Here is a 25,663-nt window from a genome sequence, read left to right as displayed (position 1 = left end):
TGCGGCATGAGCGGTATTCGCCTGGCGCTGATTTTGTTGTGCGTCAGCGCCGTCCCTTGAAGGTGTGGCGCAGGTCGCTCACCCAGGCGTCGGGGTTCTCCCAGGGGATGAAGTGGCCGCCGTGGTCGTGGGCGTTGACATTGACGTGGTTGAACCAACCGGCCTGCGGGCCGGTCTTGAACGCCCGGACACGTTCGTCGGCAGTGTGGATGCCGGGCGGGTTCTCGTACGTGACGAAGGTGAGGCCGACCGGGGCCTGCACGACCGGGGTGCGGTCGTGGGCGGGAGCCCAGGGGTAGCGGTTAGCGTTGGCGTAGTAACGCATCGACGTGGCGATGGAGTTGTTCACCCAGTAGATCGTGGCGTGGGTGAGCAGGTCGTCCTTGGTAAAGACGGACTCGACGTCACCGCCGTTGTCGCTCCAGGCTTTCCAGCGCTCCAGCAGCCAGGCGAGTAGTCCGGCGGGTGAGTCGCTCAGCCCGTGGGCCAGGGTGGCGCCGTCGAGCATGTGCACGGCGAGGTGGGACGCCGATCGGTGGTCCAGCTCGATGATGCGGGCGCGGACGTCGGCGGGCTGGTCGTCGGTGAGGGGGCGATTGCGGGCGAGGTCCCAGGCGCGGGGGCCGGTGAAGAAGTCGAGCGGCAGCCCGGACCCGATGTGGATGCCGTACAGCTCGTCGGCGTACTTGTGGCCGAGCTGGCTGGAGACGATCCCGCCGATGTCACAGCCCCCGGCGGCGTACTTCTCGTATTCCAAGGTCTCGGTCATCAGGGTGTGCCAGAGGTCGGAGACCTTCCAGAAATTGACGTCCGGAAAGCTGGTGAGCGGGCCGGGGAAACCGAAGCCGGGTAGGGACGGCACGATGACGTCGAACGCGTCGGCGGGGTCACCGCCGAACGCGGCCGGGTCGGCGAGTGGGTCGATCACCTTCGACCAGTGCCAGAACGTCCACGGCCAGCCGTGGGTGAGGATCAACGGGATCGGGCGGGGGCCGCGGCCGGGCTTGCGCATGAAGTGCACAGGAACACCAGCGACGCTCACCTGATAATGCTCGTAGGTGTTGATGGCGGCCTCGGCCTTGCGCCAGTCGTAGCCGTCGCACCAGTAGACGACCAGCTCATGGAGATAGCTGGTCGGGACGCCGTAGGACCAGTCCTCATTCCCCTCGTCCAGCGGCGGACGGGTCAGTGTGAGACGGCCACGCAGGTCATCGAGGACCTCATCGGACACATGGATCGGGGTGGGCTCCAAGGGGAAAGCATGCGGGGTGGTCATGGCGTGGTTCCTTACTTGGGTGGGGGAAGCGGTGTTGTCGGCCTGCCGGGCGGTTGGGCGGCGTAAGGGGGCCGGTCGGGCATCGTGGGTTCTGTCGCTCATCCGGCCCCAAGCCGTTGACGCCCAACTTTACATAAATAGCTTATTTAAGAAATTTATATAAGTCTCGGATATAGTTGCTGTGTGGACGACATCGATGATTTCGACGTGGACGCCTTCGCCGCGGTGATCGAGGACTTCAACCGCGTCTACATCCGCATCCCGGTACGGGAGAAGCTGCCGTTCACCACACTGTCGGTGCTCGACACCCTGGCTCACCGGGGCTCGGCGCGGCTGACCGACCTGACCGAGACCGAGCAGCTGACCCAGCCGGGCATCACTCAACTCGTCGCGCGCTTGGAGCGCGACGGGCTGGTGCTGCGCCGTCGTGACCCTGAAGATGGACGGGCCGTGATCGTGCACCTCACCGAGGCAGGCCGGCGGGTGCGGCAAACCCGCCACGACGACCGGGTCCGGCACCTGGTTCCGATGGTCTCCGAATTGAGTCCCGCACACCGTCAGGCAATCGCCGCCGCGCTACCCGCCCTCACCCGGCTCGCCCAGCTGGATCGAGAGCGCTGACACGCAAGATCTAGCGACCTACCGCTCGCTCATCGGCTTTATCGAATCTTCGAGGAAACGGCAGCCGCGCAGCGTGGCTGCCGTGCGACGCGCCCGGCGGGGAGCGGCCGTCGCCGTCACCCGCTGAGTGTGAGTCGGCTGGTCATGTTCAGTTTCACCTCGCCGTAGGGCAGGACGTGTTCCCAGAACAGCGGTGTCACCCCGCGTTTGTCGGCCGCGGTGACACCGTCACCCGTCCGAAGCGTCCAGGGCGAACTGTGTTTCAGCGGTTGTTGCAAAACGGCTCGACGGTTTGCAACAAATCTGGTCGGGGCCGGTGGGCGAGAGCGGTGCTCTTGCATATGTGGCCGAACTATGAGACCGTCGATCTCGAGAGAGAGCATCGCTCTCGCTTGAATTCGGATAAACAGGAGTTCTTGTGCACGAATCACGCACGCGCATCGGCGCTTTGGGTCTCGCTCTGGCCGGCATCCTCTTCCTCGTCTACGAAACCGTTGCCCCGCGCACCGACCAGGACACCCTCGAGGGCGCCGCGTCCTGGGCCTCGACCGGTTGGGCGGTGGGTCACATCGGCGCCATCATCGGCCTCATCCTCATTCCGCTCGGTTGGACCGCGCTGCGAAATCACCTGGCGGACACCAGAACCGAGCGGCACGCTTACCTCGCCGCCACCGTCGGCTACATCGGCTCGGCACTGTCGATCTCCTATTACGGTGCGGAGGTATACGGGCTCAGGGCCATCGGCGCACGAGCTGTTGCCGATGGCGACGCCTCCCTGACGCAAATCGGTGCGGATTTTCGGATGAGCCCGATCGCGGCGACGGTCTTCGCTATCGGCCTCGCCCTCATTGCCGTCGCCGCGATCCTTGCTGCCGTTGCCATCTGGCGGTCGGGGACGTTGCAGCGTTGGAGCGCGGTTCCACTGGCCGCCGCGATGGTGCTGTACTTGCCGCACTTCTGGCTGCCGCATGCGGTGCGCATCGGCTGGGGCGCACTGGTGACCGTCGGCGCGGTGTGGATCGCGGTCGAGCTCTGGCGTGCCGCGTCGCGCACTCCCGAACTCCAGGCAGCGTGAAGCCCTCGCCCTTCCTCGAAAGGTACGGTGCCTCATGGCTGTTATTCATCACACGACCATGTCGCCCAGCAAACTCGAGCTGCTCACCGCCTAGTTGCCGACCCGGCCGTGGTATCGAGACAGCGGGCGCGCCCCGGAGCTGAGCAAGGCCGGCGGCTTCCGGCTCGACGATCCGGCGGGCGCGGTCGGCATCGAATTCGTGCTGGTGAACGACAGCGCTGGACCGGCACCGATCACCTACCACGTGCCGCTGACCTACCGCGGCGCACCACTCGACGGTGCCGAGGGCGCTCTCGTCGGCGCCACCGTCCACGGTGTGCTCGGACAACGGTGGATCTACGACGCGACCCGGGATCCGGTAGCGGTCGCTCAGATCATCGCGCTGCTGGCCGGGCAGGTGCAGCCGCAAGCGCAGAGCACGAGCGATGCCCCGGATCCCTCCGTCGTCGTCTCGATCGGCGAGCCCACCTGCGCCGCAACGGAATTCCGCTCGACTCTGGATACACCGATCCACACCGATATCGTCGTTGGCGATGATCGAAGCGTTCGGGTCGAGCGGGTCCTGCGTCCCGAGTCGGCAACCGCCCCGAACTCCACTGCGGCACCTGGTGAACCGGCCGCGGACAACCAGCGCCCTGACGCACCGAGTTCCAATCCGACACTCGCCGACTCGGCGGCAGACAGCCAATCCGCTGCACCGACTTCCTGTGCGACGAATGCCGCTCAGGTAACCGTCCCGTGGCACATCGCCAATGGTTCCACCGTCCGTGGCATGGTCCTGGCGATCGACTGACCACATCCGAGCAGCGCTGGTGGTCCGGGATGGCCTTACGTCCTCGGCTACTCCTCGATTCGGGCTGCACGCGCTCATGGTCACCGTCCGCGGAGTCGTCGACGTGACGCGGACGGCGGGCGACCGGCGGCGTGCCGGCGCGAGGGCAATGCGCTGAATCCCGCTCGTTGTCAACCGATGCCGTTGTCCACGAGGGAATGACGCGTCGGCGACCTACCGACTCCAGGTCTATACCGGTATCGAGCGGCGCCTCGACTTCCCCTCCGACAATACGATCCGCGCTGTAGCGGTACCCGGATCGGTTGTGGAACTGGAGATTTGGCGCGAAGAAGCCGATGCGGTGGTGCGATGTCCGCGGCGAAACCGTCGACGCGCCCACGGTGGACTTCGGCACTTGCGGTCGGCATGTCACTCATCGGGTTCGGCTGTGCCCCTGCTCGGCATCGACGGTTGGCTGGTCGAGCGGAACCGCCGGGCGTGGCGGCTGGTGGTCGAGGCGCTCTGTCAGCGGTTCGTGATGATCGTCGTGGGCTGACTGCTGATGCGTCACCCGTTGCGCGGGAACCTGCTTGCCCGACCTATGCAGTTGATACTCATGGCCGGGGCATTGCTCGCCTGCGGTATCGGGGCGCTGGCGCACGGCGCGCCACACCGCGACACGCCCAGTCGAGCTGAAATATCGAGACCATCGAAGCAAATATTCGGTTATCCGAATACTCGGGTCATACTATTGAGCTATGCCCGAAAACGAGAGTGCGGGTCGTGGGGGTTCGCTTGCCGACGGGGCGCGGGTGGCGGTACTGGTCGCTGGTATCGGCTCCGTGGTTCTCGGCGTGCTGATAGCCGTGTGGCCGGACAAGACCGAGCGGATGGCGGAGCTACTGTTCGGCCTCTATCTACTACTGAGCGGAGCGATGCAGCTGATCATCGCGGTGGGTGCCCGGTTCGGGGCGTCGCTACGGATCTTCGTATTCTTCAGCGGCGTCGCCTCGGTGGCATCGGCAGTGATGGCGTTCCACAGCGCGAATTCGATACTGCTGCTCGCGGTATGGATCGGCCTCGGCTGGGCCGTGCGCGGGATCGCGCAGGCGACCGTGGCGGTGTGGGCCGACAAGTTGCCTGAAGGTGGCTGGCAAGAGATATTCGGGCTGCTGACCATGATGGTGGGATTCATCATGATCGCCCTGCCGTTCGATTCGCTGGACGTACTCGGCATGGCGGCAGGTGGCTGCGCGATCGTGATCGGCATGCTCGAGATTCTCACCGTTGCGCGTGGCCGCAGCGAGGTCGACCCGGTCGCGGACACTACGCCCCTGCCGGTGGTGCCGAACTGATTGGCGCACAGTCGACTCCGGCGCTATCCCAGGCGGCGCGGGCGCCCCGATGCCCGGATAGCACGGTCGCGACCACGGGCCTGCTCGCTCCCGGCTCGACTTCTCCGACTACGGATTGCGGCAGTGCTCGGGGGTTGGAAACTCGAGGACAACGTTGGGTGGCGAAAGGTGAATGGCGCGTTGAACATTCGGCGTTAGTTGGGGCGGGATCGGCGGTGGTTCAGGGGTAGGGCGGACCATCGACGAGATGGCGGTCGGACTGGCGTTTGCTGCGCTGACCTGGGCGTAGGCGGCGTTTGGTGGTCAGCGGCAGATATCCAGCGGCACAGTCGAAATGAGGTTCGCTCGCCAACGATGGGGGGTTTCGCGGATGTAGTGGTGAGCGAAAATTTCGGTAGGGTTCGGCGGCGCGGGCAGGGGCATAGTGCTGTCGCGACCGGAGATCGATGTGACGCCGAGGAGACTGTGGTGGGTGTCGTTACTGTCCGCGAAGAGCAGGCGATTCAGCGGTTGACCGACCGCCTGGTCGACGACTACCCGGCCGATGAGGTCGAGAGCGTGGTAGGCGCGGCGCGGCAGCGGTTCGAAGGCCATCCGGTGCGGGAATTCGTCCCGATTCTGATCGAGCGGATCGTACTCAGGGAACTGGCGGCATCGACAACCGATGCCGAGTCGGAAACCATTGCCGCGCAGCCGAACTCGAATCCACATCCCGATCCGTCGCCGGGGATGGGTCGAATCGTCGCGGTCGGCGGCAAGTTCGTCGCCGATAAGCGACTCATGGCACTCGCGGCAGCGGCCCTGGTCGTCGTCCTCGCTCTGGTGGTCGCCTTCGCGGTGCGACAGCCCGACCAGTCCGCTCCGACCAGCGCGCCGGCAGCGCTGACCACGGTGCACGGTGTCGTCGGTTCGGAGAAGATGGCCTTCTTCGAAGATCCGCGCGTCGTGGAAGCCCTGGCCCGCAAGGGGGTCGAGGCACAGGTCGATCCGGCCGGATCGCGGCAGATCGCGACGTCCACCGATCTCGGGAAGTACGACTTCGCGTTTCCGTCGAGTGCGCCTGCGGCGGAACGGATTCAGCGGGCGCGCAATATCAGCACGAAGTACACCCCGTTCTCCTCACCCATGGCCATTGCCACCTTCCAGCCCATCGCCGACCTGCTGACGGCGGCGGGCGTGCTGCGTCCCGGTCCGGTCCCGACCTTCGATATGGCCCGCTACCTGGAACTCGTGCGCAGCGATGTCGAGTGGGACAAACTCCGCGACAACACCGCCTACCCGGTGCACAAAAACATTCTGGTCTCCACGACCGACCCGCGGACCTCCAACTCCGCCGCCATGTACCTGGCCATCGCGAGCCACGTCGCCAACGACAACACCATCGTGCAGGGCCCGGCCGCCGAGCAGGCCGTGCTGCCCACGGTGTCGCGGCTGTTCGTGCGCCAGGGCTACACCGAGAACTCCACCGACGGCCCGTTCCGCGAATACCTTGCGGCAGGGATGGGCCCGACGCCCATGGTCTGGATCTACGAGGCACAGTTCGTCGAGGCGGCCATCCGCGGCCAGATCAAACCCGGCATGGTCTTGACCTACCCGTCCCCGACCGTCGTCTCCCAGCACACTCTCGTGCCCCTCACTGCACCCGGCGATCGCATCGGCCGCCTGCTGACCACCGACCCCGACCTGCAGCGCCTCGCCGCCGAACACGGATTCCGCACCAGCGACCCCAGCCAATTCGCCAAGGTCACCGCCGATAACCACGTACCGGTGGCCGGTGACGTGGTCGACGTGATCGACACCCCCACCATCGACACTCTCGAACACCTCATCGACATCGCCACCAAGTCCTACAACTGACGTCGCTTCCGGCGCCACAAACCCGTCACGCGGCCGCATACAGGGGGTTCGGCGGCCGAGACGGCTTTGTGGCGCCTTTCGTCAGGGCATTGACCGGCGACCCATATGTCCAGGTCATGACCGATTGCCGAGGCGGCGCGATCGGAGGATCGTGGAATACAAAAGCCGACATATCGGGTCTGGTCGAGTAGCGCGGGGCGGGGGATTCGAGTAGCCGCACACTCGTGGCAGTGTGGCGCACTCGGGCCAGGCTGGGGGAGGGGATGAAGAAAGGAGCGTCCTCATGAGCGGGATGTTCACCAGGACTGCCAGATATGCGGGTCCATATCGGTCGTCACCAACAGTCGGCACGCACGGGATGGTGGTCTTCGGGACCGGCACCGACTGTTACTTTTCGCATCGGCCGATGTTCTTCTCGCCGTATGACTTTCAGGTGCTGCTCGATATCGAGTTGGATGAGCGCGGTAGTCGGGCCCTCGGCGCCGACCGGCGCACCGGATTCCGCGGCGGCCATGCCTTCGAACCGGCGGACCTCTCGCTCGGCGACCTGGATCCGAGCACGGACCATCCGCGAACCACATTCCGGGGCAATCTGATTCGCGGCCACCTGGATCGCGGTGGCATCGTGATCGCACGCGACGTCGTGGCCACGGTGCGTAACGTCATATCCTTCGCACAGCTCGATCCACATCCCCTGCGCGCCGCGGAACTGCTGACCCATCTGTGCTTCGGCCGGGCAGGCAAAATGTATATGGCGCACCGGATCGCGCGGCGGCCCAGTTTCGATCAGATCGTCTCGGCCCGGCTCATCCCCGGCACCGTCACCGACATGCTCGGCACCCCACTGCCCGACGATGTCACCGAATTGGTATTCGATCAGGCACAACCGATCATCCTCGGACAGCGCGATTTCACCGGCCAGCGATTGCGGGTCGGCGAGATCGCCGTGGCGGCATTCCATGCGACCGACGCCATTGGCGGGCACCAGAGCTTCCTCGTCGACATCGCCGTGGAGCGACAGCTCTATTTGGAGGTCGCCGACCTGTTGTGATGTCAATGCGCCGGAATTAGCTGTTCGGGGCGGACGCGATGGGCGAGTATCGCCCATCCAGACCACTCACAGCCCGTAATACCCTGCCAACCAAGGGATTACGTTAAGTCCGTTGTCTCCCGCGCCGCTCCTACCGGAACCCGAACTGCACCAATTCCTCAACGACTGGCTCGCAACCGATCAGGACGCCCGAATTGGTCTGGACCTTCTCGCGGGTCATCCTTTACACCGCCCAGAACAGGGCTACCCGGTGCTCGACGCCGACGTGGCGCGGTTGTCGGCGTTCATCCGCGCCCGCCTCGGTCGCGACGGGCACTACAGCTTCGCGCTCCCGGACCTGGGCGGTCCGCCCCGCCCGCCGCGCTACCCCGACGCACCCGACCACGAGTCCGTTGCGATGAGTTCGGGAGCATGTTTTGCCGATTTGATCAGCGCCTGGCGGGCGAGCCGATTGGACGCTGTGCAGGACGGAGATGATCGGTGCCAGATGTCGACGGCACCGCCGGCATCTCCGGCCTGATTGCCGAGACAATGGGAGCGGCCCCTCCGCACTGGCCGCGGAGGGGCCGCTGCCTTATCCAGCGGTACCCTGGGCTTCCGGACCGGGGACTACTCGCCGAGCCGCTCCTCCGCGTAGACGACCATCGCGTCCCGCTGATACTCGGCCAGGCCCTGGGCGATCTTCTCGTAGTTCGCCTTGAACCGCTCGTCGTCCACATACATCTGCCCCAGGCACTTGTACGCGTCCCGGTTCGGGGTCCAGAAGCGGCATATGCCCTGGTACTGCGTGTCGATCTCCGCCTGGACCGCCACGTCGTCGACCGGGGTGCCGGCGGCCATGAACTCGGCCATACGGATCATCGCCGCGGTCAGCTCACGCTGCATACGCTCGACGTCCTCGGCAGTCATCGTCGCGGTGTTGCGCCGAGACTGCTCGAACTCCTCCGGCCAGTGCTCGCGGGCCTCGTCGTCGTACTGCGTGTGATCGAAGCCCTCGAACAGGTTCTCCGGGCGGTTGATCTCGACTGTCATTTCCGTCTTCCCTTCGAGTTCGGCGATGGTGCGTGCCACCGTGTCGGCCATCCGCGCCAGGCGGTCGCGCTCTCCCAGTAGGCGGATGTGCTGCCGTTTGAGGGCGGCGAGCGTGTCCGGCTCGGAGTCGACCGCCTGTGCGATCTCGGCAAGGCTCAGGCCGAGTTCGCGCAGGACGAGGATCTGCTGCAAGCGCAGCAGTTGCTCCTGCTCGTAGTAGCGGTAGCCGTTGGCGCCCACGCAGGCGGGCTCGAGCAGTCCGATGTCGTCGTAATGCCGCAAGGTGCGCGCGGTGACGCCCGACATCCTCGCCACATCCGCGATCGACCAGCTCATAACGCTTCCCATCGTTCCGGGAGACCGGTCCCTCCGGCCTCGTCTTCGACCGTAAAAGTTGCCGCTACGTGAAGGTCAAGCGGAAATGCGCCGAATCAGCCGAGAATTCGATCCGCCCGTCGCATCGATGACGACGACAAAATCGTCATCATCCCCGCTGGCACCGACAACCCAGACGTTGACGTCATCGCGGCCGCCGTCGAGTTCTAGGAGGTCCCCCGCCGCTACCGCATCATCCCGGAGTAGCCCGATGTCACCGTCCGCGGCGACGCGAAGCCGGGTCGGTCGCCGGCTGCCATCGCCCCAGCGCCTCGGCCGACGCCCTGGTGTACTTCGCGAGGCTGCACACCGAAGCGTGCCCGGACAACGCCATCAGCATCGGCGTGGACGCGCCGATCTCGGCGGCGTGGGTGAGGTTTCGACGACATCGGCGGTGAGGTAGGCGGCTGGTAGCGCACATATTCTGAGCGCATGGTGCACGCTTTGCTGTCCTTCGCTGTCGTCGCCGGTTTGCTCACTCTTGTTCCCGGCCTGGATATGGCGCTTGTGCTGCGGGCTGCGGTGAGTCGTGGCCGCCGTTACGCGTTCGCTACCGCTGTCGGGATCGGAAGCGGCACACTGGTGTGGGGCGCTGCCGCTGCAGTTGGTGTCTCGGTGCTGTTGACCACGTCGGAGTTGGCCTACACGGTGTTGCGGATCGCGGGTGCGATCTATCTGGTGTGGATGGGTACCCGCATGATCCGTGATGGACTCCTGTATCGGGGGGCGATACTGCAAGACGCGGTGGACGATTCGCCGCAGGGCGTGTTCGGTGCCTGGGCGCGTGGGCTGGGCACCAATCTGCTCAATCCGAAAGTCGGTGTGTTCTACGTGGCTATGCTGCCGCAGTTCTTGCCCGCCGGTGTGCCGCATCTTCTGATGGGTTGCGCGCTTGCGGTCGTGCACAACGTCGAGGGCATGCTGTGGTTCACCACGATCATCACCGCTGCGGGCCTGGCGAAGACGTGGTTGAGCCGAGATACGGTGCGGCGCGCAATGGATATGGTCACAGGAACGGTTCTGGTCGGATTCGGCCTGAAGCTTGCTACCAGTCATCAGTGAAGGGCTACACCCGAAAGCCTCGGCCTTGGGATCGACCCGGTCGATGGATCCGGTCGAGAGTGGTTGTTCGCGCCGGATGGCCATTACCCGGAAACGGCCCAGGAATCCTGAAGCTGGCCTCAGCCCCGAAGTGGACGCCGGAATTCTGAAGCGGATCCGCGTATGGGGTGCTGTCAAGGATCGTGTCGGGAGCGGCAATCGATTGCGACGGACGCCAAGGCCGCTCAAGAACCGGTCCAGCATCCGGTGATCAACGTGCGCGGCAGATAGTCGGTCTCGACGGGAGGTTGCCAACCCTCGCGGCGGTAGGCGAGAGCGGTCAGAGCGAGCGGCACGAGGGGAAGCAGAGCACGAGGCTTGCCGAAGGGGCCGGGCACGATGCCGCACTGGACCAGTGACTCGGTCATCTCCGTGAAGGGGTCGGGCACGGTGCCGTACTGGAGCAGCAACTCGGTCAACTCTGTGCCGAAGGCCTCCTGGTCACCGGCGGCCAAGGCGCGCAGGCCGCGCAGTGCGGTGCGGTGCGGCAGGTCGTCAAAACTCTCTCTCACCTGGACTCGGGAAAGCGCGGCGTCGATAGCGGCGACCACTGCTTCCCTGGACGGCGGGTAGCCGTCGTCCTCGTTGCCCGTGTCCCCGATGACGTAGGCCATCAGGCCGTTGACCAGCTCGACGTTGGGCTGGCCGCCCATGTCGCCATCGAATATCTCCCGAGCGAAGTGGAATGCCTCGCCATGCCATTGCGCTTTCTCGGAGAGGATCGCCAGGCAGAAGGCGTCCAGCCACTGGTTGGCGGAGACAGGATCCGGATCGTACGAGGTTTCCCGCTCGTATCGCATCCCGAAGTTTGCGTAGTCAAGGAAGACGAAGAAGGTGGTGTTGTTGAAGTAAGCGGCGCACTGCACGCCGCCGGCGGCGGCTTCGGTGGCGTTGTCGAGGACCGCCTTGACCTCTGGAGCGTCGAGATCGGGGAGGACGACGGAAAGAGCACCCAGATAGTCGAGGAACTCATCCGAGATCTGCCACCACTCGGAGGTTCCGATCGGACCGGCCTTCCCCATGGAGTGGCACACGCCCTGGATTCGCTCGGCGAAACCATCGCGGGCCGCTACCAGCACGGCTTCATCCATCCGGCAACGCTCTATCCGCATCTCTCACCCTTCATCTACAGGTACGTGTCGATCATCCTAAGAAAGGGGCGGAAACGGGGATGTCCCTGGGGGATTCGTCAACGCTTCCCCCGCCGCAGTGAGCGGCCTGCTGAAAGCCCTTGGCGTTCTCAACGTTCCGGGCCGAACATCGGCCATGCGACAGCACGTCCAGCAGATGTCTGCGTCCATCGTCGCCGACGTACTCCTCTATCACTACGTCACGACCACGAAACTCGCCGCCGAGGAAGCGGCGGCCTGGAGCCGCTACATCACCGCGCCACGATTCCGGTCACCGAGCGACTGGAGTCTCACTCTGCGGAACCAGACCCGTCTCACCCCCACGGGTGATTCGCCAACCGACAGCCCGACTCTACCGTCAGGCCATGATGGACGAGCGAGCGACAGTGACGGTGCCGCGACTGATCGAACTCGACGCGCTGCGCGGATTCGCGCTCGGCGGAATCCTTCTCGTGAATATCGAACTCATGTCGAATCCCGCCGGATTCGCCGACGGACCCGCGATCGCCCTGTTGCAGGCGTTGTTCCACAACAAGTTCTACGTCCTGTTCTCGTTCCTGTTCGGATACTCCCTGACCATGCAGTTCCGGTCCGCTGAACGGGCGGGAGCGAGTGCCCTGGCCCGCACCGCGCGACGCTGCCTGGCACTCATGGCGGTCGGGCTCGCACACGTGGTTTTCTTCTTCACCGGGGACGTGCTGTTCGGATACGGTGCAGTCGGTTTGACGCTGTTGGCGCTCAGTCGGATACGACCGCGCACGGCGTTGTGGCTGGCTGGGGTTATGTACGGAATCGGGGCAGCCGGCATTGCCTTGGTCGGAATACTGGGCGGCGAGCAAACGGTGGATCCGGATGAGACGGCTCGTATCCTCGGGATCGTGCGGGACGGCTGGGGGACCGCCGCCGAATGGCGCTGGGAATTGTTTGTGGACCGGCTGCCGTTCTTCCTGCTGTTCGGGCTGTTCAATGTGCTGCCGCTGTTCCTGATCGGCTTCGCCGCGGGTAAGGCTCGCCTCCTGGAGAATCCGGACCGCTACCTGCCCGTGCTGCCCCGCATCCAGGTCATCGGATTCACTGTCGGCCTGCCGATTTCGGCGCTCGCCGCAATCACGCATTGGCTGCCACTGCGGGCGCTCACACCGTTGGCCGATCCGTTACTGGCCGCCGCGTATGCCGCGACGCTATTGCGAATCATTCGGCGCCGCCCCGAGGTTGCCGAGGTGTTCGCCCCGGCCGGGAAGATCGCCGCGACGACCTACATCACGCAATCCGTCGTTACCGCATTCCTTTTCACCGGGTACGGATTCGCCTTCGCCGGACGTCTGGGCGATTGGACCGTCATGGCTGTCGCGGTGGCGATCTACGCCGCCCAGCTCGCTGCGGCCCGGCTGTGGACCCGCCACTACCGGTACGGGCCGATCGAATGGGTGCTGCGCGCAGTCACGTACGGCCCCAAGCAGTTACGTGCCGCGGGTAGCGTGGCACCCTGACACTTGCCGCCCGGAATCCAGTGTTGTTCACTCCGAGCATGCAGATTCCCCGGCGATTTCTGCCATAGAAGTGCATGCTCAGCATCGCTTCCGCCGCTGCTGGACACTCGCGTGCCAAGCGTGGGTCAGCGATCAGCAGTGACCTTCAGCGCCTCCAGCAGAGCATGAGCGAATTCGGTCGGGGCTTCCCGCACGCCACTGTGTCCGCCAGGGAACTCGACCAGCGGTCGGTCCAACTCGGTCGCGAGGGTTTCCGCGGTGCGATAGGGGAGTTGGCCACGGGTTTCCCGGCCCGCGGCCAGCACGAGCCGGTCCACGACGCCGGCGAGTGCGGCCGTATCGGGCCGGTAGCTGGTGACCGCGCGCAGTTCGTGCGCGAACATCAACGACGCGTTGCCCATGAGACGTCCGAGCATTTCGGCGGTGCGGGCCGGTACCCCGGCCGGATCGGGCAGCGGCTTCGAGGTGACGCCCACCGCCTGCATGAAGCGTGCGCCCGCGACGGCGGGTCCCTGGTCCCGGGCGAGTTCGACCACCTCCTCGACCATGGCCCGGTGCACATCGGCATCAGGCAGGACCGCGAAGCACGGCGGTTCGTGGGCGACGACCAGGCGCAGTCGTTCCGGATGGCGGGCGAGCAGGTCGAGCGCGACCACCGCGCCCCCACTGACACCGGCGACGTAGGCGAATTCGCCTGCGGGCGTGAGGTGTTCGAGCAGACGGTAGGCGTCGTCGCTGAACACATCCATGCGCTGATCCACCGGTTCGGCAGCATCCAGGACGCTGCGTGAGTAACCGCGCGGATCGGCGGCGACGACGGTGAAGTGTTCGGCGAGAGCGTCGGCGATCGGATCGAAAATCCCGGCGTCGCCGCCGCTGCCCGGCAGCAGAAGCAGCACCGGGCCGCTACCGCGCACCTCGAAATACAGGGTGGCGCCGGGCACTTCGATGGTTTCGGATCTCACTGCGATGTCGCTTTCTCGTCGGTGGGCCAATGGGTGAGGGTGATGTGCAGAGCGTCGATAATGCGGTCCCAGGAGACGGCGGTGGAGCGGGAGTGTCCGAATCCTCCGTTCGCCTCCAGGTTGGCATAACCGTGAAAGGTGCTGCGCAACAGGCGAACCGCGTCGGTGATATCGGGTTCGTCGAGGCCGTAGGCGCGCAGCATCCCGTAGGTCAGGTCGATGGCGCGCCACCCGCCGCTCCAATCGGCGGCAACGGCGGGATCCATCGGCATTTGAGTGGCGGCATAACGGCCGGGATGTTCCAGGGCGTAGTGGCGCCACTCGTCGGCGAAGGCCGCGAGCGCATCCCGTCCGGCGCGCCCGGCCACTGCCGCGGCGATGCGCTCGGTCTTCTCGTCGCCCGCCAACATGGCCACTCGGTTGCGCAGGTCTTCGAGGTTCTTGATGTGCGAGTACATGCTCGCGTCCTTGACGCCGAACTTCCTGGCCAGCGCGGCGACGGTGATGTTGTCGAATCCGACCTCATCGGCGAACTCCGCGGCTGCCCGCGTGATCCGCTCGGCGGTCAACCCGGCGCGTGGTGACATCGCAGCCCCTCTCCGGACTAATACTCTTAGTATATATCCTAGGAGTATTAGGTTCGCAAGTGGTCGAGCCCTGACAACCTTCGCCTGGACCATCCCCGCCGGGCATCGCAGCTATGTCGAGCCGTGGAATACCGACTCGATCCGCGTCGCAGAGTTCGACGGATACCTCCGCGAAGGCCCGTTGCACAGCTACCGGAAATCGGCGGTACTCGACGCGACATGCTCCGCTACGCCACTACGCCACTACGCGACTCACGCCCTGAACACGACACCGCCGCACCCGAGCGGGGTGCGGCGGTGCGGTCGGGGCTCAGCGGACGAAAGTCGATGCGCGGTCGGACAAGTCGAGCAGCATTTGCGGGATGACGCCGAGCAGGACGGTGGCCCCCGCGGTGAATGCGACGACTGTCGTGGTGAGGAATGGTGCGGCGACGGTCGGGGCATCCGCGGGTGGGTCGGTGAAGAACATCAAGACGATGACGCGGATGTAGAAGAAGGCGGCAATGGCGCTGGAGATGACACCGACGATCACCAGATAGCTGGCACCGCCGGAGGCGGCGGCTTGGAAGACCGCGAACTTGGCGACGAAGCCACCGGTGAGGGGCAGGCCCGCGAACGAGAGCAGGAACAGTGCGAAAACCGTTGCCAGCCAAGGGGAGCGGCGGCCGAGGCCGGCCCACTGGGACATGGCGGTGGCTTCGTCACCGTCGGTATCGCGAACCAGGCTGACGACCGCGAACGCGCCGAGCGTGCCCAGGCCGTACGTCAACAGATAGAACAGGATCGCCGAGGTACCCGCCCTATTCGCCGCGGCCAGACCGGTCAGAATGAATCCGGCATGCGCGACCGAGGAGTAGGCGAGCATGCGCTTGACGTCGGTTTGGGTAATCGCCATGACCGCACCGATCACCATGGTCGCGATGGCAATGGCGGCGAGCACCGGACGCCAGTCGTCGCGCAGACCGGGCACGGCGATCTGCAGCACCCGCAGCAGCGCACCGACCGCGGCGATCTTCGTCGCCGCGGCCATGAATCCGGTCACCGTGGTCGGCGCGCCTTGATACACATCCGGCACCCAGGATTGGAACGGTACCGCGCCGATCTTGAATAACAGCCCCACCGCCAGCATCGCCACCCCCAACAGCGCCAGCGTGGTGTTCTGCGGATGCTGGGCTATCACATCGGCGATACCACCGAGCTTGACCGTTCCCGCCTGCCCATACAGCAACGCGACACCGTAGAGGAAGAAGGCGGACGAAAACGCCCCGAGCAGAAAGTATTTCAGCGCTGATTCCTGCGACAGCAGCCGCTTGCGCCGCGCCAGCCCGCATAGCAGGTACAGCGGCAGCGACAACACCTCCAACGCCACGAACATCGTCAGCAGATCATTCGCCGCCGGAAACAGCAACAACCCACCGATCGCGAGCATAGCCAGCGGGAACACCTCGGTCGTCGCGACACCCGCACGCACAGCGGCCATTTCACCGGCACTGCCGGGCACCGCGGAGGCCTGCGGGGTGAACGCGTCCACACCATCGCCGACGGCGGCCGCGGCCACACTCCACGTACCGGGACCGGAGCGCGCCTGCGGCCGCGGCTCCGCACCGCGCTCCGCCATGAACAGCAGGGCCAGAATGGACACCACCAGAATCGTGCCCTGTAGGAACAGGGTCACACCGTCGATCGCCACCGCACCGACCATCGCGGTCGCCTCGGTCCCGGACAACCGCACCACCGCGACCAGCGCCGCGACCAACCCGGCCAGCCCGAGCGGCACCTGGATGGCATACCGGTGGCGGCGCGGTGCGAACGCCTCGACGAGTACCCCGAACACCGCCACCCCGAAGACGATCAGCATCGGCGATAGCTTGGCGTATTCGATGCTGGGCGCGGGCACACTTGCCGCGAGCAGACTGCTCATTTGTGGGCACCTCCGTGATCGGCCCCCGCTGCGGGGATCGCGGGCGTCTTCGGCGCCGGATCATGGACGCCGATGGTGCTCAGTGTCTGACCCACCGCGGGATTGATGAAGTCCAGCACCGGTTTCGGATAGGTACCGAGGAATAGCAGCGCCGCGATCAACGGCACCACCACCGCCAGCTCGCGCGGCACCAGATCATAGAGCCGTTCGTTGCCTTCCTTGACCGGCCCGGTCATCATCCGCTGGTACATCCAGAGCACATACAGCGCGGCCAGCACCAGCGCTCCGGTCGCGATCACCGCCGCGAATCCGTAGCGGGTGAATGTGCCGAGTAGCACCAGGAATTCGCTGATGAACGGAGCGAGCCCGGGCAGCGACAGCGTGGCGAGACCGGCGATGAGGAAGGTGCCCGCCAGTACCGGCGCCACTTTCTGCACCCCGCCGTAGGCGGCGATGGCCCGAGTTCCCCTGCGCGATACCAGGAATCCCGCGATCAGGAACAGCGCCGCGGTCGAGATGCCGTGGTTGACCATGTACAGCGTGGCCCCGGTCTGCCCCTGACTGGTCATCGCGAAGATGCCCAGAATGATGAATCCGAAGTGCGAGATCGAGGTGTAGGCGATCAGTCGCATCACATCGGTCTGTCCGATAGCCAGCAGCGCACCATAGATGATGCCGATCACCGCGAGCGTAATCACCAGGGGCGCATAGGTTCCCGAGGCATCCGGGAACAGCAGCACGCAGTACCGCAACATACCGAAGGTGCCGACCTTGTCGACCACCGCCATCATCAACACCGCACTCGATGGTGTGGCCGCCACCGCCGCATCCGGCAGCCAGGTGTGCAGCGGCCAGAGCGGCGCCTTCACCGCGAAGGCGAACATGAACCCGAGGAACAGCGCATTCAGCACCGCCGGACCGGCACCGAGTTGTCCGGCATTGGCCGCGGCGACGACGGTGCGGAAATCGAAGGTGCCCGACGATCCGGGTCCGAGCCCCTGCCGCGCGGTGAGTACATACAACCCGACCACCGCGGCCAACATGATCAGACCGCCGAACAAGTTGTACAGCAGGAATTTCACCGCCGCCCGGGAGCGCTGCTGGCGATGTGCGACATCGGCGCTGCGCGGCCCGAAGCCACCGATGAGGAAGTACATCGGGATCAGCATTGCCTCGAAGAACACGTAGAACAGCAGAATGTCCAGCGAGACAAAGGAAATCAGCACCATTGCCTCGACGAGCAGCGTCAACGCGACATAGGTATGCGACACTCGACGCCCGCTGCCGACCTCGCGCTCATCGTTCCAACCGGCCAGGATCAGCAGCGGCACCAGCGCCGCGGTGAGCAGCACCAGCACCAGCGCGATCCCGTCCAACCCCAGCGTGTAGCCCGCGCCGAAGGCCGGAATCCACTCGTGCGATTCGACGAACTGATACTGCGCCCCACCAGGTTCGAAGCGCACCGCCAAGACGATGCCGAGCACCAGCACCGCCAATGCGACACCGAATGCCAGCCCGCGCGCGAGGGTGCGCCGCGACGCGGGCAACACCAGCACCACGACCGCGCCGACGACCGGCAATAACCACAACGTGGTCAACCAGGGAAAGTCACTCACCAAAGCCTCACTGCCAGCAGGGCTGCGGCCACCAGGGCCGCGCCGGTGAACATGGACAGGGCATACGACCGTACGAAGCCGGACTGCACCTTCCGGATCCGCGCGGACAGTCCGCCGATCACTGCGGCGGTACCGTTGACGATGCCGTCGATGCCGCGGTTGTCGAGGAAGACAAGGAACCGGGTCAGATACGCACCCGGGCGCATGAATACGCCCTCGTTGAACGTGTCGCCGTAGAGATCCTTGCGGGCCGCGATGGTCAGCGCCGATACCGCTTCCGGTGCGGTCTCGGGCACCTCATGCTGCGCGAACTGGTTGTAGGCGACGCCGATTCCGACGGCGACCACGAGCAGTGCCAGGGCGGTCACCACGCCCGCGGGCACGACCTCTTCGCCGTGATGGGCCCCGACAACGGGTTCGAGCCAGTTCTGCAGTGATGACCCGAGGACGAACAGCCCACCCGCGGCCACCGATCCGATCGCGAGCAGAATCATCGGCCCGGTCATCACCGCCGGTGCCTCGTGCGGATGGGTATCCGGTTGCCAGCGACGCTCGCCGAAGAACGTCATGATCATGACGCGTGTCATGTAGAACGCGGTCAGCCCGGCACCCAGCAGCGTCACCGCACCCAATGCCAAACCGCTTGCGCCGCCTTGGTTGAACGCCGCCTCGATGATCCGATCCTTGGAAAAGAATCCGGCGAACGGTGGCACCCCGATGATGGCCAGGTAGCCGAGCCCGAAGGTGACGTAGGTGACCGGCAGCAGTTTGCGCAGTCCGCCATAGCGGCGCATATCGGTCTCGTCGTCCATCGCGTGCATGACCGATCCGGCACCGAGGAACAGCCCGGCCTTGAAGAAGCCATGGGTGAGCAGATGCATGATGGCGACCGCGTATCCGGCCGGGCCGAGGCCCGCGGCCAGCACCATATAACCGATCTGGCTCATGGTCGACGCCGCCAGTGCCTTCTTGATGTCGTCCTTCGCGCAACCGACGATCGCACCGAACAGCAGCGTCACCGCGCCCACCAGCACCACGCCGAGCCGCGCATTGGGTGCGAGATCGAAGATCGGCCCGGAGCGCGCGATCAGATACACGCCAGCCGTCACCATGGTGGCGGCGTGGATGAGTGCGGAGACCGGTGTCGGCCCCTCCATCGCGTCGCCGAGCCAGGACTGCAGTGGCACCTGCGCGGACTTACCGCATGCGGCCAGCAGCAGCAACAGCCCGATCGCGGTGAGCGTGCCCTCGCTCGCCTTCGGCGCGGTTGCGAACACCGCGCCGAAGTCGATCGAACCGAATGTCGCGAACATGGTGAACATGGCGATCGCCAGCCCCATATCACCGACCCGGTTTACCACGAACGCCTTCTTGGCCGCGGTCGCCGCGGTCGGCTTGTGGTACCAGAAACCGATCAGCAGATAGGAGGCCAGACCGACGCCCTCCCAGCCCAGATACAGCACCAGGTAGTTGTCCGCCAGCACCAGCAGCAGCATGGCCGCCAGGAACAGATTCAGGTAGGCGAAGAACCGCCGCCGTCCCGGATCGTCGTGCATATAGCCGACGGAATAGATGTGGATCAGCGATCCGACGCCGGTGATCAGCAGTGCGAAACACACCGACAGCTGGTCCAGTTGGAGGCTGAAATCCACCTTCAACCCGTCGACCGGTACCCAGCTGAACAGATCGCTGTGGATCGCACGGGCGGCACCGGCCCGGTCGAGCATGTCGAAGAACGCGACGACGGCGAAGCCGAACGAGGCCAGCGCGGTGGTGCAGCCGAGCAGATGCCCCCACTTATCGCTGTAGCGTCCGACCAGCAGCAGAATGGCGGCACCGGCCAGCGGCAGTGCGGGCAGCACCCAGAGCGTTGCGGTATCCACGTCAGAACTTCAGCAAGTTGGCGTCGTCGACCGAGGTCGAACGGCGGGTGCGAAAGATGGTCATGATGATGGCGAGTCCGACGACGACTTCGGCCGCGGCCACAACCATGGTGAAGAACGCGAATACCTGACCGTCGAGATTCGAATGCAGCCGGGCGAAGGTGACGAAGGCGAGGTTCACCGCGTTGAGCATCAGCTCGATGCACATGAACACCACAATGGCGTTGCGCCGCAGCAGCACACCGGCCGCGCCGATGGTGAACAGCAGGGCGGACAGGAACAGGTAGTTCTCAGGATTCACCGTTTGCCTTCCTCGTCTGCCTCGCGGGCGGGGTTTCGGGCTCGTCGGCCTCCGTGGCGAAGGTCGGGGTCTTGCCGACCGAGATGACCGCGGCCTCGGTGAGCGCCCTGGTGCGGCGGTGCCGCAGGATGGTGCTGACCGACAGCTCCTCGAAGGATCCATCTGGCAGCCGTGCCGGAATATCGACCGCGTTGTGCCTGGCGTACACGCCGGGCGTCGGCAGCGGGGTGGCGCGATCGGAAGGCCGGGCCGGGTCATAGGCGCCACGGAACCTGCGGCGCGAGAGCTCCCGCTGATCAAGGCGCGGTCCGAAATTCTCCCGGTGCGCCAGGATCATCGCGCCGATGGTCGCGGTGATCAGCAGTGCGCCGGTGAGTTCGAAGGCCCACACATATCGGACGAAGATCAGTTCGGCGAGTTGGCCGATCACGTCTTGATATGCGAACCCCTTTGCCGGATACGTGATTCCGGAGTTGCGGATGCCGTTGGCGATACCGCTGATCAGCAGCAGCCCGAAGCCGAGCCCGACCGCGCCCGCCGCGAGCCGGTGCCCGCGCAGCGTTTCCCCGAGCGATTCGGGGGAGTCGACGCCGACGAGCATGAGCACGAACAGGAACAGCATCATGACCGCGCCGGTGTAGACGACGATCTGCACGACGCCGAGGAACAGCGCGTCCTGGGCCATGTAGAAGGTGGCGAGCACGATCATGGTGGCGGCCAGGCAGATCGCCGAATGGACGGCCTTGCCCGCGAAAACCATACCGAGCGCGGTGATTACGGCGAACGGGCCGAGGATCCAGAATTGGACGGCCTCGCCGGTCGAGGTGTGGGTCAAGGGCTCGGCGGCCAGGATCAATTCGGTCACCGCGCGCCTCCTTCCGCGCCCGCGGCGGCGGGCGCCCTGTTATCCGAACCGCTTTCACCGCTCGGGACATTGCCGCGGTAGTAATCGCCTTCCGTCGCACCGGGGTACATCGCGTGCGGCGGTGCGGTCATACCGGGCTGCAGCGGAGCCAGCAGCCGGTCCTTCTCGTAGATCAGATCGGCGCGGTTGTCATCGGCCATCTCGTACTCGTTGGTCATGGTGAGCGCCCTGGTCGGGCATGCCTCGATGCACAATCCACAGCCGATACAGCGCAGATAGTTGATCTGGTAGACCTGTCCGTAGCGTTCGCCGGGCGAAAAGCGTTCGGTCTCGGTGTTATCCGCGCCCTCGACGTAGATCGCGTCGGCGGGGCAGGCCCATGCGCACAGCTCGCAGCCGATGCATTTCTCCAGACCATCCGGATGCCGATTGAGCTGGTGGCGGCCGTGATAGCGGGGTGCGGTCGGCACCTTCTGTTCCGGATAGGATTCGGTATTGGGCTTTTTGAACATGGTCATGAAGGTGACTGCGAAGCCCGTCAACGGTTCCAGCAGTCCCGGCTCGGGTTCCGGCCGCCGCGTCGATGGATCCGGCAGCGGTGGCGTCGGGAAGCCGAGGAAGACCGCCGTGCCCGCTTCCTGGGCGGGTTTCGCTACCGTCGGCGGCGTATCCGGTGCGCGCCCGGCCCGCAAGAACATCGACACCATCAGTCCGGAAATGATGATTCCGCTGATCACCAGCAGCGGCGTCTGGATCTGGTAGCCCTCGTTCTGCAGCATGCGGGCGCTGGCGACCAGCATGACCCACAGCAGTGCGGTCGGAATCAGCAGCTTCCAGCCGAGATTCATGAACTGGTCGTAGCGCAGGCGAGGCAGCGTGCCACGCAACCAGATGAAGACGAACAGGAACGACCACATCTTGGCGATGAACCACAGCGCGGGCCACCAGCCGGAATTCGCACCGGCCCACAGGTTGATCGGGAACGGTGCCCGCCAGCCGCCGAGGAACAGCGTGGTGGCGAGTGCGGAAACCGTTGCCATATTGATGTATTCGGCCATCATGAACATGGCGAATTTGAGCGAGGAGTATTCGGTGTGGAAACCACCGACCAGCTCGCCCTCGGCCTCGGGCAGGTCGAACGGCGCACGGTTGGTCTCACCGACCATCGACACGCAGTAGATCAGGAACGACGGCAGCAGCAGGAAGACATACCAGGTGCCCTCCTGCGCCTTGACGATGCCGGAGGTGGCCATGGTGCCGCCGAGCAGGAACACCGTCGCGAAACACAGCGCCATCGCGATCTCGTAGGAGATCACCTGTGCGGTCGAGCGCAACCCGCCCAGCAGCGGATAGGTCGAACCGGACGACCAGCCCGCCAGCACGATCCCGTATACGCCGATCGAGGTGATGGCCAGGATGTAGAGCACCGCCACCGGCAGATCGGTAAGCTGCAGCGCGGTTCGGTGGCCGAGTATCGACACCTCCGGCCCGATCGGGATGACCGCGAATGCCATGAATGCGGGCACCACCGAAATGACCGGCGCCAGAATGAAAATCGGCTTGTCGACGATGGCCGGGACGATATCTTCCTTCAGCGCCATTTTCACGCCGTCGGCAACGGCCTGCAGTGTGCCCTTGGGGCCGACCCGGTTCGGGCCGATGCGCATCTGCATCCAGGCCACGATCTTGCGCTCCAGATACACCGCCATAATCGGCGTGAGCAGCAGGAAGGCGAAGATCGCCAGGGATTTCCCGATGACGAGCCACAGCGGGTCGTGGCCGAAACCGGCGGTAGCGTCAGACCCGGAGGAGGCAGCTTGCGTCACCACGGAGGGCCAAGCGGACGCCGTAGTGAACACAGAGAGATCACTCATGGCGGTGTTCCTTCATCCTCTCGTCGGCGCGGTGCAGGTGCACCACACCGCCCGGCTGGGTGGCGAGCTGTTCGTTGACCGTGCAGCCTGGCGAGTTCAGCGGCAGCCACGCCACCCGATCGGGCAGATCGGTGATCAGCAGCGGCAGCGTGACGGTGCCGCGATCGGTGGCGACGGTGATCGAATCGTCGTCGGCGGCACCGATTTCGGCGGCGGTGATGGGCGAGAGCCGCACCACCGGCGGCCGCGCGACACCCGCCAGATTCGGCTCGCCATCCTGCATACGCCCCTGATCCAGCAGCATCCGCCAACCGGACAGGATGGCCGTGCCGGGAATAGGCTTGGTCACCGGATGCGGCCGGTGCGCGGGCGCGGGTACGGACGGACCGTCCCAGGTACCGAGTTCGGCGAGTTCGGCGCGCGCGGATTCGGTATCGGGCAGTCCGAGCGCCACCTTCATCTCGCCCGCGATGGCCTGCAGCACCCGCTGATCCGACAGCGGTGCGGGTTCGCGGCGCACCATCGAATCACCGAGTGCCGCCTCGAATTGCCGTGGCCGCCCCTCCCAGGTGCGGAAGGTCCCGGATTTCTGCATTGCCGAGGCCACCGGGAAGACGACATCCGCGCGTTCGGTGACCGCGCTGTGCCGCAGCTCCAGGCTGACCACGAAGCGGGCGGCGTCGATGGCCTGAAGTGCCGCTTTGGGGTCCGGGAGATCGGCGATTTCGACACCGCCGATGATCAGTGCGCCCAAGGTCGGCGCGGCCTCCAGGATGGAGGCCGTGTCGCGACCCGCGGTGACCGGCAGGTCCGCGACATTCCAGATCGTGCGAACCTGTTGGCGCGCTCGGGGATCCACAACGGGTCGGCCACCGGGGAGCAGGCCGGGCAGCGCGCCCGCCTCGACGGCACCGCGTTCACCCGCCCGCCGCGGCACCCAGGCCAAGGCCGCACCGGTTTCGTCGGCGAGCCGGACCGCAGCGGACAGTGCGCCCGGAATCCCGGCCATTCGCTCACCGACCAGTATTACTGCACCCGGCTGACGCACCAGCTGCGCGGCCGTTGCCGAAGCGGCTGCGTCCGTAGTTATTTCACCGGTGCGCAACGCATCGAGCAGGTGCGGCTCGGCCCCTGGCACGGCTTGCAGCAGTGTGCCCGACATCCGATCCAGCCCGCGCGAAGAATAAGCGGCGAGCGAGAAGATCGGCATACCGCGCTTGCGTGCCGCTTTGCGCAGCCGCAGGTAGATGATCGGCGACTCCTCTTCCGGCTCGAGCCCGACGAGCAGTACGACCGGCGCGTTCTCGAGTGCTTCGTAGTCGACGGTGACACCCTGTCCGGCGACACGAGCGGCGAGGAAGTCTGCCTCTTCGGCCGAATGCACCCGGGCGCGGAAGTCGATGTCATTGGTGCCCAGGGCAACTCGGGCGAATTTGGCGTAGGCGTAGGCGTCTTCCTCGGTGACGCGACCACCGACCAGCACGCCCGCACTGCCGAACGCCGATGCCAAACCTTCGGCCGCGGCGGCCAATGCCTCGGACCAGGATGCGGGTGCGAGGTTGCCGTCCCAACCGCGCACCAGCGGTGTGGTGAGCCGGTCGCGTTCGGTGGCGTAGGCGAACGCCCACCGGCCCTTATCGCAGTTCCACTCCTCATTGACCTGCGGATCGTCACCCGCCAGGCGGCGCAACACTTTTCCACGCCGATGGTCGGTGCGCTGTGCGCAGCCGGACGCGCAGTGTTCGCAGACGCTCGGGCTGGAGACCAGATCGAACGGGCGGGCCCGGAACCGGTAGCTGGTGCCGGTGAGCGCGCCCACCGGGCAGATCTGCACGGCATTGCCGGAGAAGTAGGAGTCGAACGGTTCGGCCTGTGCGGTGCCGACCTGCTCGAGGGCACCACGATCCATGAGTTCGATGAACGGATCGCCGGCGATCTGCTGGGAGAAGCGGGTGCAGCGGGCGCACAACACGCAGCGTTCCCGGTCCAGCAAGACGGCCGTGGACAACGGAATCGGCTTGGGGTAGGTGCGCTTCACGCCGTCGAACCGGGTTTCGGGCCGACCACTCGACATCGCTTGGTTCTGCAGCGGGCATTCACCGCCCTTATCGCAGACCGGACAGTCGAGTGGGTGATTGATGAGCAGTAGCTCCATCACCCCTTCCTGGGCCTTGGCGGTGGGTGGCGAAGTCAACTGGGTGCGCACGATCATGCCGTCGGCGACGGCCATGGTGCACGACGCGACGGGCTTGCGCTGCCCCTCCACCTCGACCAGACATTGGCGGCATGCGCCGACCGGGTCGAGCAGCGGGTGGTCGCAGAAGCGCGGGATCTGGATCCCGATGAGTTCGGCGGCCCGGATCAGCAGCGTGCCCGCTGGAACGCTGACCTCGGTGTCATCGATGGTGACGGTGACCAGGTCAGCGGGCACGATTCCGGTGGTTTTGGTATTCACGGTGGCAGCCCCGCCCGTCACCCGGCCAGCACCCCCCATCGAATCGCTGCGCGATGCTGTA

General features: G+C 65.6%; 21 protein-coding genes and 1 pseudogene. 9 read left to right on the top strand and 13 right to left on the bottom strand.

Annotation, left to right across the window (positions count from 1 at the left end):
- Positions 1 to 43: 43 nt before the first annotated feature.
- Positions 44 to 1,276, bottom strand: coding sequence for an epoxide hydrolase family protein (locus AB0J29_RS02935; protein ID WP_364778213.1), 1,233 nt, complete (start codon positions 1,274 to 1,276; stop codon positions 44 to 46).
- A gap of 183 nt (positions 1,277 to 1,459) precedes the next feature.
- Here AB0J29_RS02935 and AB0J29_RS02930 point away from each other — a divergent pair, with 183 nt between their 5' ends.
- From AB0J29_RS02930 to AB0J29_RS02900, 7 genes are all read left to right on the top strand, one after another.
- Positions 1,460 to 1,897, top strand: a complete 438-nt coding sequence (locus AB0J29_RS02930) for a MarR family transcriptional regulator (protein ID WP_364778210.1) — start codon at positions 1,460 to 1,462, stop codon at positions 1,895 to 1,897.
- Positions 1,898 to 2,315: 418 nt separating this feature from the next.
- On the top strand, positions 2,316 to 2,972 hold the full coding sequence (locus AB0J29_RS02925) for a hypothetical protein (RefSeq protein WP_364778207.1): 657 nt from the start codon (positions 2,316 to 2,318) through the stop codon (positions 2,970 to 2,972).
- Positions 2,973 to 3,066: 94 nt separating this feature from the next.
- On the top strand, positions 3,067 to 3,765 hold the full coding sequence (locus AB0J29_RS02920) for a 1,4-alpha-glucan branching protein (RefSeq protein ID WP_364778204.1): 699 nt from the start codon (positions 3,067 to 3,069) through the stop codon (positions 3,763 to 3,765).
- A gap of 737 nt (positions 3,766 to 4,502) precedes the next feature.
- Positions 4,503 to 5,099: a DUF308 domain-containing protein gene (locus AB0J29_RS02915; protein WP_364778201.1), complete on the top strand. Its 597-nt coding sequence runs from the start codon at positions 4,503 to 4,505 to the stop codon at positions 5,097 to 5,099.
- Between the two features lie 468 nt (positions 5,100 to 5,567).
- The gene (locus AB0J29_RS02910) at positions 5,568 to 6,956 is read left to right on the top strand and encodes a three-helix bundle dimerization domain-containing protein (protein WP_364778198.1); all 1,389 of its coding nucleotides are present in this window, start codon (positions 5,568 to 5,570) and stop codon (positions 6,954 to 6,956) included.
- A gap of 283 nt (positions 6,957 to 7,239) precedes the next feature.
- Positions 7,240 to 8,007, top strand: coding sequence for a hypothetical protein (locus AB0J29_RS02905; RefSeq protein WP_364778195.1), 768 nt, complete (start codon positions 7,240 to 7,242; stop codon positions 8,005 to 8,007).
- 112 nt (positions 8,008 to 8,119) lie between these two features.
- The gene (locus AB0J29_RS02900; protein ID WP_364778192.1) at positions 8,120 to 8,527 is read left to right on the top strand and encodes a hypothetical protein; all 408 of its coding nucleotides are present in this window, start codon (positions 8,120 to 8,122) and stop codon (positions 8,525 to 8,527) included.
- 89 nt (positions 8,528 to 8,616) lie between these two features.
- Here the strand turns inward: AB0J29_RS02900 and AB0J29_RS02895 are convergent, their stop codons facing one another.
- The gene (locus AB0J29_RS02895) at positions 8,617 to 9,375 is read right to left on the bottom strand and encodes a MerR family transcriptional regulator (protein ID WP_364778189.1); all 759 of its coding nucleotides are present in this window, start codon (positions 9,373 to 9,375) and stop codon (positions 8,617 to 8,619) included.
- 471 nt (positions 9,376 to 9,846) lie between these two features.
- Between AB0J29_RS02895 and AB0J29_RS02890 the strand changes: the two genes are divergently transcribed.
- Positions 9,847 to 10,476: a LysE family translocator gene (locus AB0J29_RS02890; protein ID WP_364778186.1), complete on the top strand. Its 630-nt coding sequence runs from the start codon at positions 9,847 to 9,849 to the stop codon at positions 10,474 to 10,476.
- Between the two features lie 224 nt (positions 10,477 to 10,700).
- Here AB0J29_RS02890 and AB0J29_RS02885 read toward each other — a convergent pair whose 3' ends face one another.
- Complete coding sequence (locus AB0J29_RS02885; RefSeq protein WP_364778183.1) at positions 10,701 to 11,606, bottom strand: immunity 49 family protein; 906 nt, start codon at positions 11,604 to 11,606, stop codon at positions 10,701 to 10,703.
- Positions 11,607 to 12,010: 404 nt separating this feature from the next.
- Between AB0J29_RS02885 and AB0J29_RS02880 the strand changes: the two genes are divergently transcribed.
- On the top strand, positions 12,011 to 13,135 hold the full coding sequence (locus tag AB0J29_RS02880) for a DUF418 domain-containing protein (protein ID WP_364778180.1): 1,125 nt from the start codon (positions 12,011 to 12,013) through the stop codon (positions 13,133 to 13,135).
- 125 nt (positions 13,136 to 13,260) lie between these two features.
- Here the strand turns inward: AB0J29_RS02880 and AB0J29_RS02875 are convergent, their stop codons facing one another.
- From AB0J29_RS02875 to AB0J29_RS02830, 10 genes and pseudogenes are all read right to left on the bottom strand, one after another.
- Positions 13,261 to 14,100: an alpha/beta hydrolase gene (locus AB0J29_RS02875; protein WP_364778177.1), complete on the bottom strand. Its 840-nt coding sequence runs from the start codon at positions 14,098 to 14,100 to the stop codon at positions 13,261 to 13,263.
- Complete coding sequence (locus AB0J29_RS02870) at positions 14,097 to 14,687, bottom strand: WHG domain-containing protein (RefSeq protein WP_364778174.1); 591 nt, start codon at positions 14,685 to 14,687, stop codon at positions 14,097 to 14,099. Before AB0J29_RS02870 ends, AB0J29_RS02875 begins: the two co-directional genes overlap by 4 nt.
- Positions 14,688 to 14,997: 310 nt before the next feature.
- Positions 14,998 to 16,608 (bottom strand): NADH-quinone oxidoreductase subunit NuoN, encoded by a 1,611-nt coding sequence (gene nuoN, locus AB0J29_RS02865; RefSeq protein WP_364778171.1) that lies wholly within the window; start codon positions 16,606 to 16,608, stop codon positions 14,998 to 15,000.
- Positions 16,605 to 18,224, bottom strand: a complete 1,620-nt coding sequence (locus AB0J29_RS02860; RefSeq protein ID WP_364778168.1) for an NADH-quinone oxidoreductase subunit M — start codon at positions 18,222 to 18,224, stop codon at positions 16,605 to 16,607. The genes nuoN and AB0J29_RS02860 overlap by 4 nt, the downstream gene beginning before the upstream one ends.
- Positions 18,221 to 20,107, bottom strand: a complete 1,887-nt coding sequence (gene nuoL / locus AB0J29_RS02855; protein WP_364778165.1) for an NADH-quinone oxidoreductase subunit L — start codon at positions 20,105 to 20,107, stop codon at positions 18,221 to 18,223. Before nuoL ends, AB0J29_RS02860 begins: the two co-directional genes overlap by 4 nt.
- Before the next feature lies 1 nt (position 20,108).
- Entirely contained in the window at positions 20,109 to 20,408 is a 300-nt protein-coding gene (gene nuoK, locus AB0J29_RS02850; RefSeq protein ID WP_062982135.1) for an NADH-quinone oxidoreductase subunit NuoK, read from the bottom strand.
- Positions 20,398 to 21,273 (bottom strand): NADH-quinone oxidoreductase subunit J, encoded by an 876-nt coding sequence (locus AB0J29_RS02845; RefSeq protein WP_364778162.1) that lies wholly within the window; start codon positions 21,271 to 21,273, stop codon positions 20,398 to 20,400. The genes nuoK and AB0J29_RS02845 overlap by 11 nt, the downstream gene beginning before the upstream one ends.
- A complete protein-coding gene (nuoI, locus tag AB0J29_RS02840) occupies positions 21,270 to 21,824 on the bottom strand; it encodes an NADH-quinone oxidoreductase subunit NuoI (protein WP_364778930.1) in 555 nt (184 codons plus the stop codon). Before nuoI ends, AB0J29_RS02845 begins: the two co-directional genes overlap by 4 nt.
- 27 nt (positions 21,825 to 21,851) lie before the next feature.
- A pseudogene (gene nuoH, locus AB0J29_RS02835) lies at positions 21,852 to 23,147 on the bottom strand (NADH-quinone oxidoreductase subunit NuoH); the annotation flags it as partial.
- A complete protein-coding gene (locus AB0J29_RS02830) occupies positions 23,140 to 25,641 on the bottom strand; it encodes an NADH-quinone oxidoreductase subunit G (protein WP_364778927.1) in 2,502 nt (833 codons plus the stop codon). The gene AB0J29_RS02830 and the pseudogene nuoH, both read right to left, overlap by 8 nt.
- Between the last annotated feature and the right edge of the window lie 22 nt (positions 25,642 to 25,663).

Origin of the sequence: Nocardia sp. NPDC049707, assembly GCF_040674855.1 — a bacterium.
Classification (GTDB): Bacteria; Actinomycetota; Actinomycetes; order Mycobacteriales; family Mycobacteriaceae; genus Nocardia.
This window is presented reverse-complemented; position numbering and strand designations above follow the sequence as displayed.

Bases quoted from the DNA above. Each gene is read 5' to 3' on its own strand.
- AB0J29_RS02935 (WP_364778213.1), bottom strand. From the start codon at position 1,276: ATGACCACCCCGCATGCTTTCCCCTTGGAGCCCACCCCGATCCATGTG.
- AB0J29_RS02915 (WP_364778201.1), top strand. From the start codon at position 4,503: ATGCCCGAAAACGAGAGTGCGGGTCGTGGGGGTTCGCTTGCCGACGGG.
- AB0J29_RS02905 (WP_364778195.1), top strand. From the start codon at position 7,240: ATGAGCGGGATGTTCACCAGGACTGCCAGATATGCGGGTCCATATCGG.
- AB0J29_RS02895 (WP_364778189.1), bottom strand. From the start codon at position 9,375: ATGAGCTGGTCGATCGCGGATGTGGCGAGGATGTCGGGCGTCACCGCG.
- AB0J29_RS02890 (WP_364778186.1), top strand. From the start codon at position 9,847: ATGGTGCACGCTTTGCTGTCCTTCGCTGTCGTCGCCGGTTTGCTCACT.
- AB0J29_RS02885 (WP_364778183.1), bottom strand. From the start codon at position 11,606: ATGGATGAAGCCGTGCTGGTAGCGGCCCGCGATGGTTTCGCCGAGCGA.
- AB0J29_RS02880 (WP_364778180.1), top strand. From the start codon at position 12,011: ATGATGGACGAGCGAGCGACAGTGACGGTGCCGCGACTGATCGAACTC.
- AB0J29_RS02870 (WP_364778174.1), bottom strand. From the start codon at position 14,687: ATGTCACCACGCGCCGGGTTGACCGCCGAGCGGATCACGCGGGCAGCC.
- nuoN (WP_364778171.1), bottom strand. From the start codon at position 16,608: ATGAGCAGTCTGCTCGCGGCAAGTGTGCCCGCGCCCAGCATCGAATAC.
- AB0J29_RS02830 (WP_364778927.1), bottom strand. From the start codon at position 25,641: ATGGGGGGTGCTGGCCGGGTGACGGGCGGGGCTGCCACCGTGAATACC.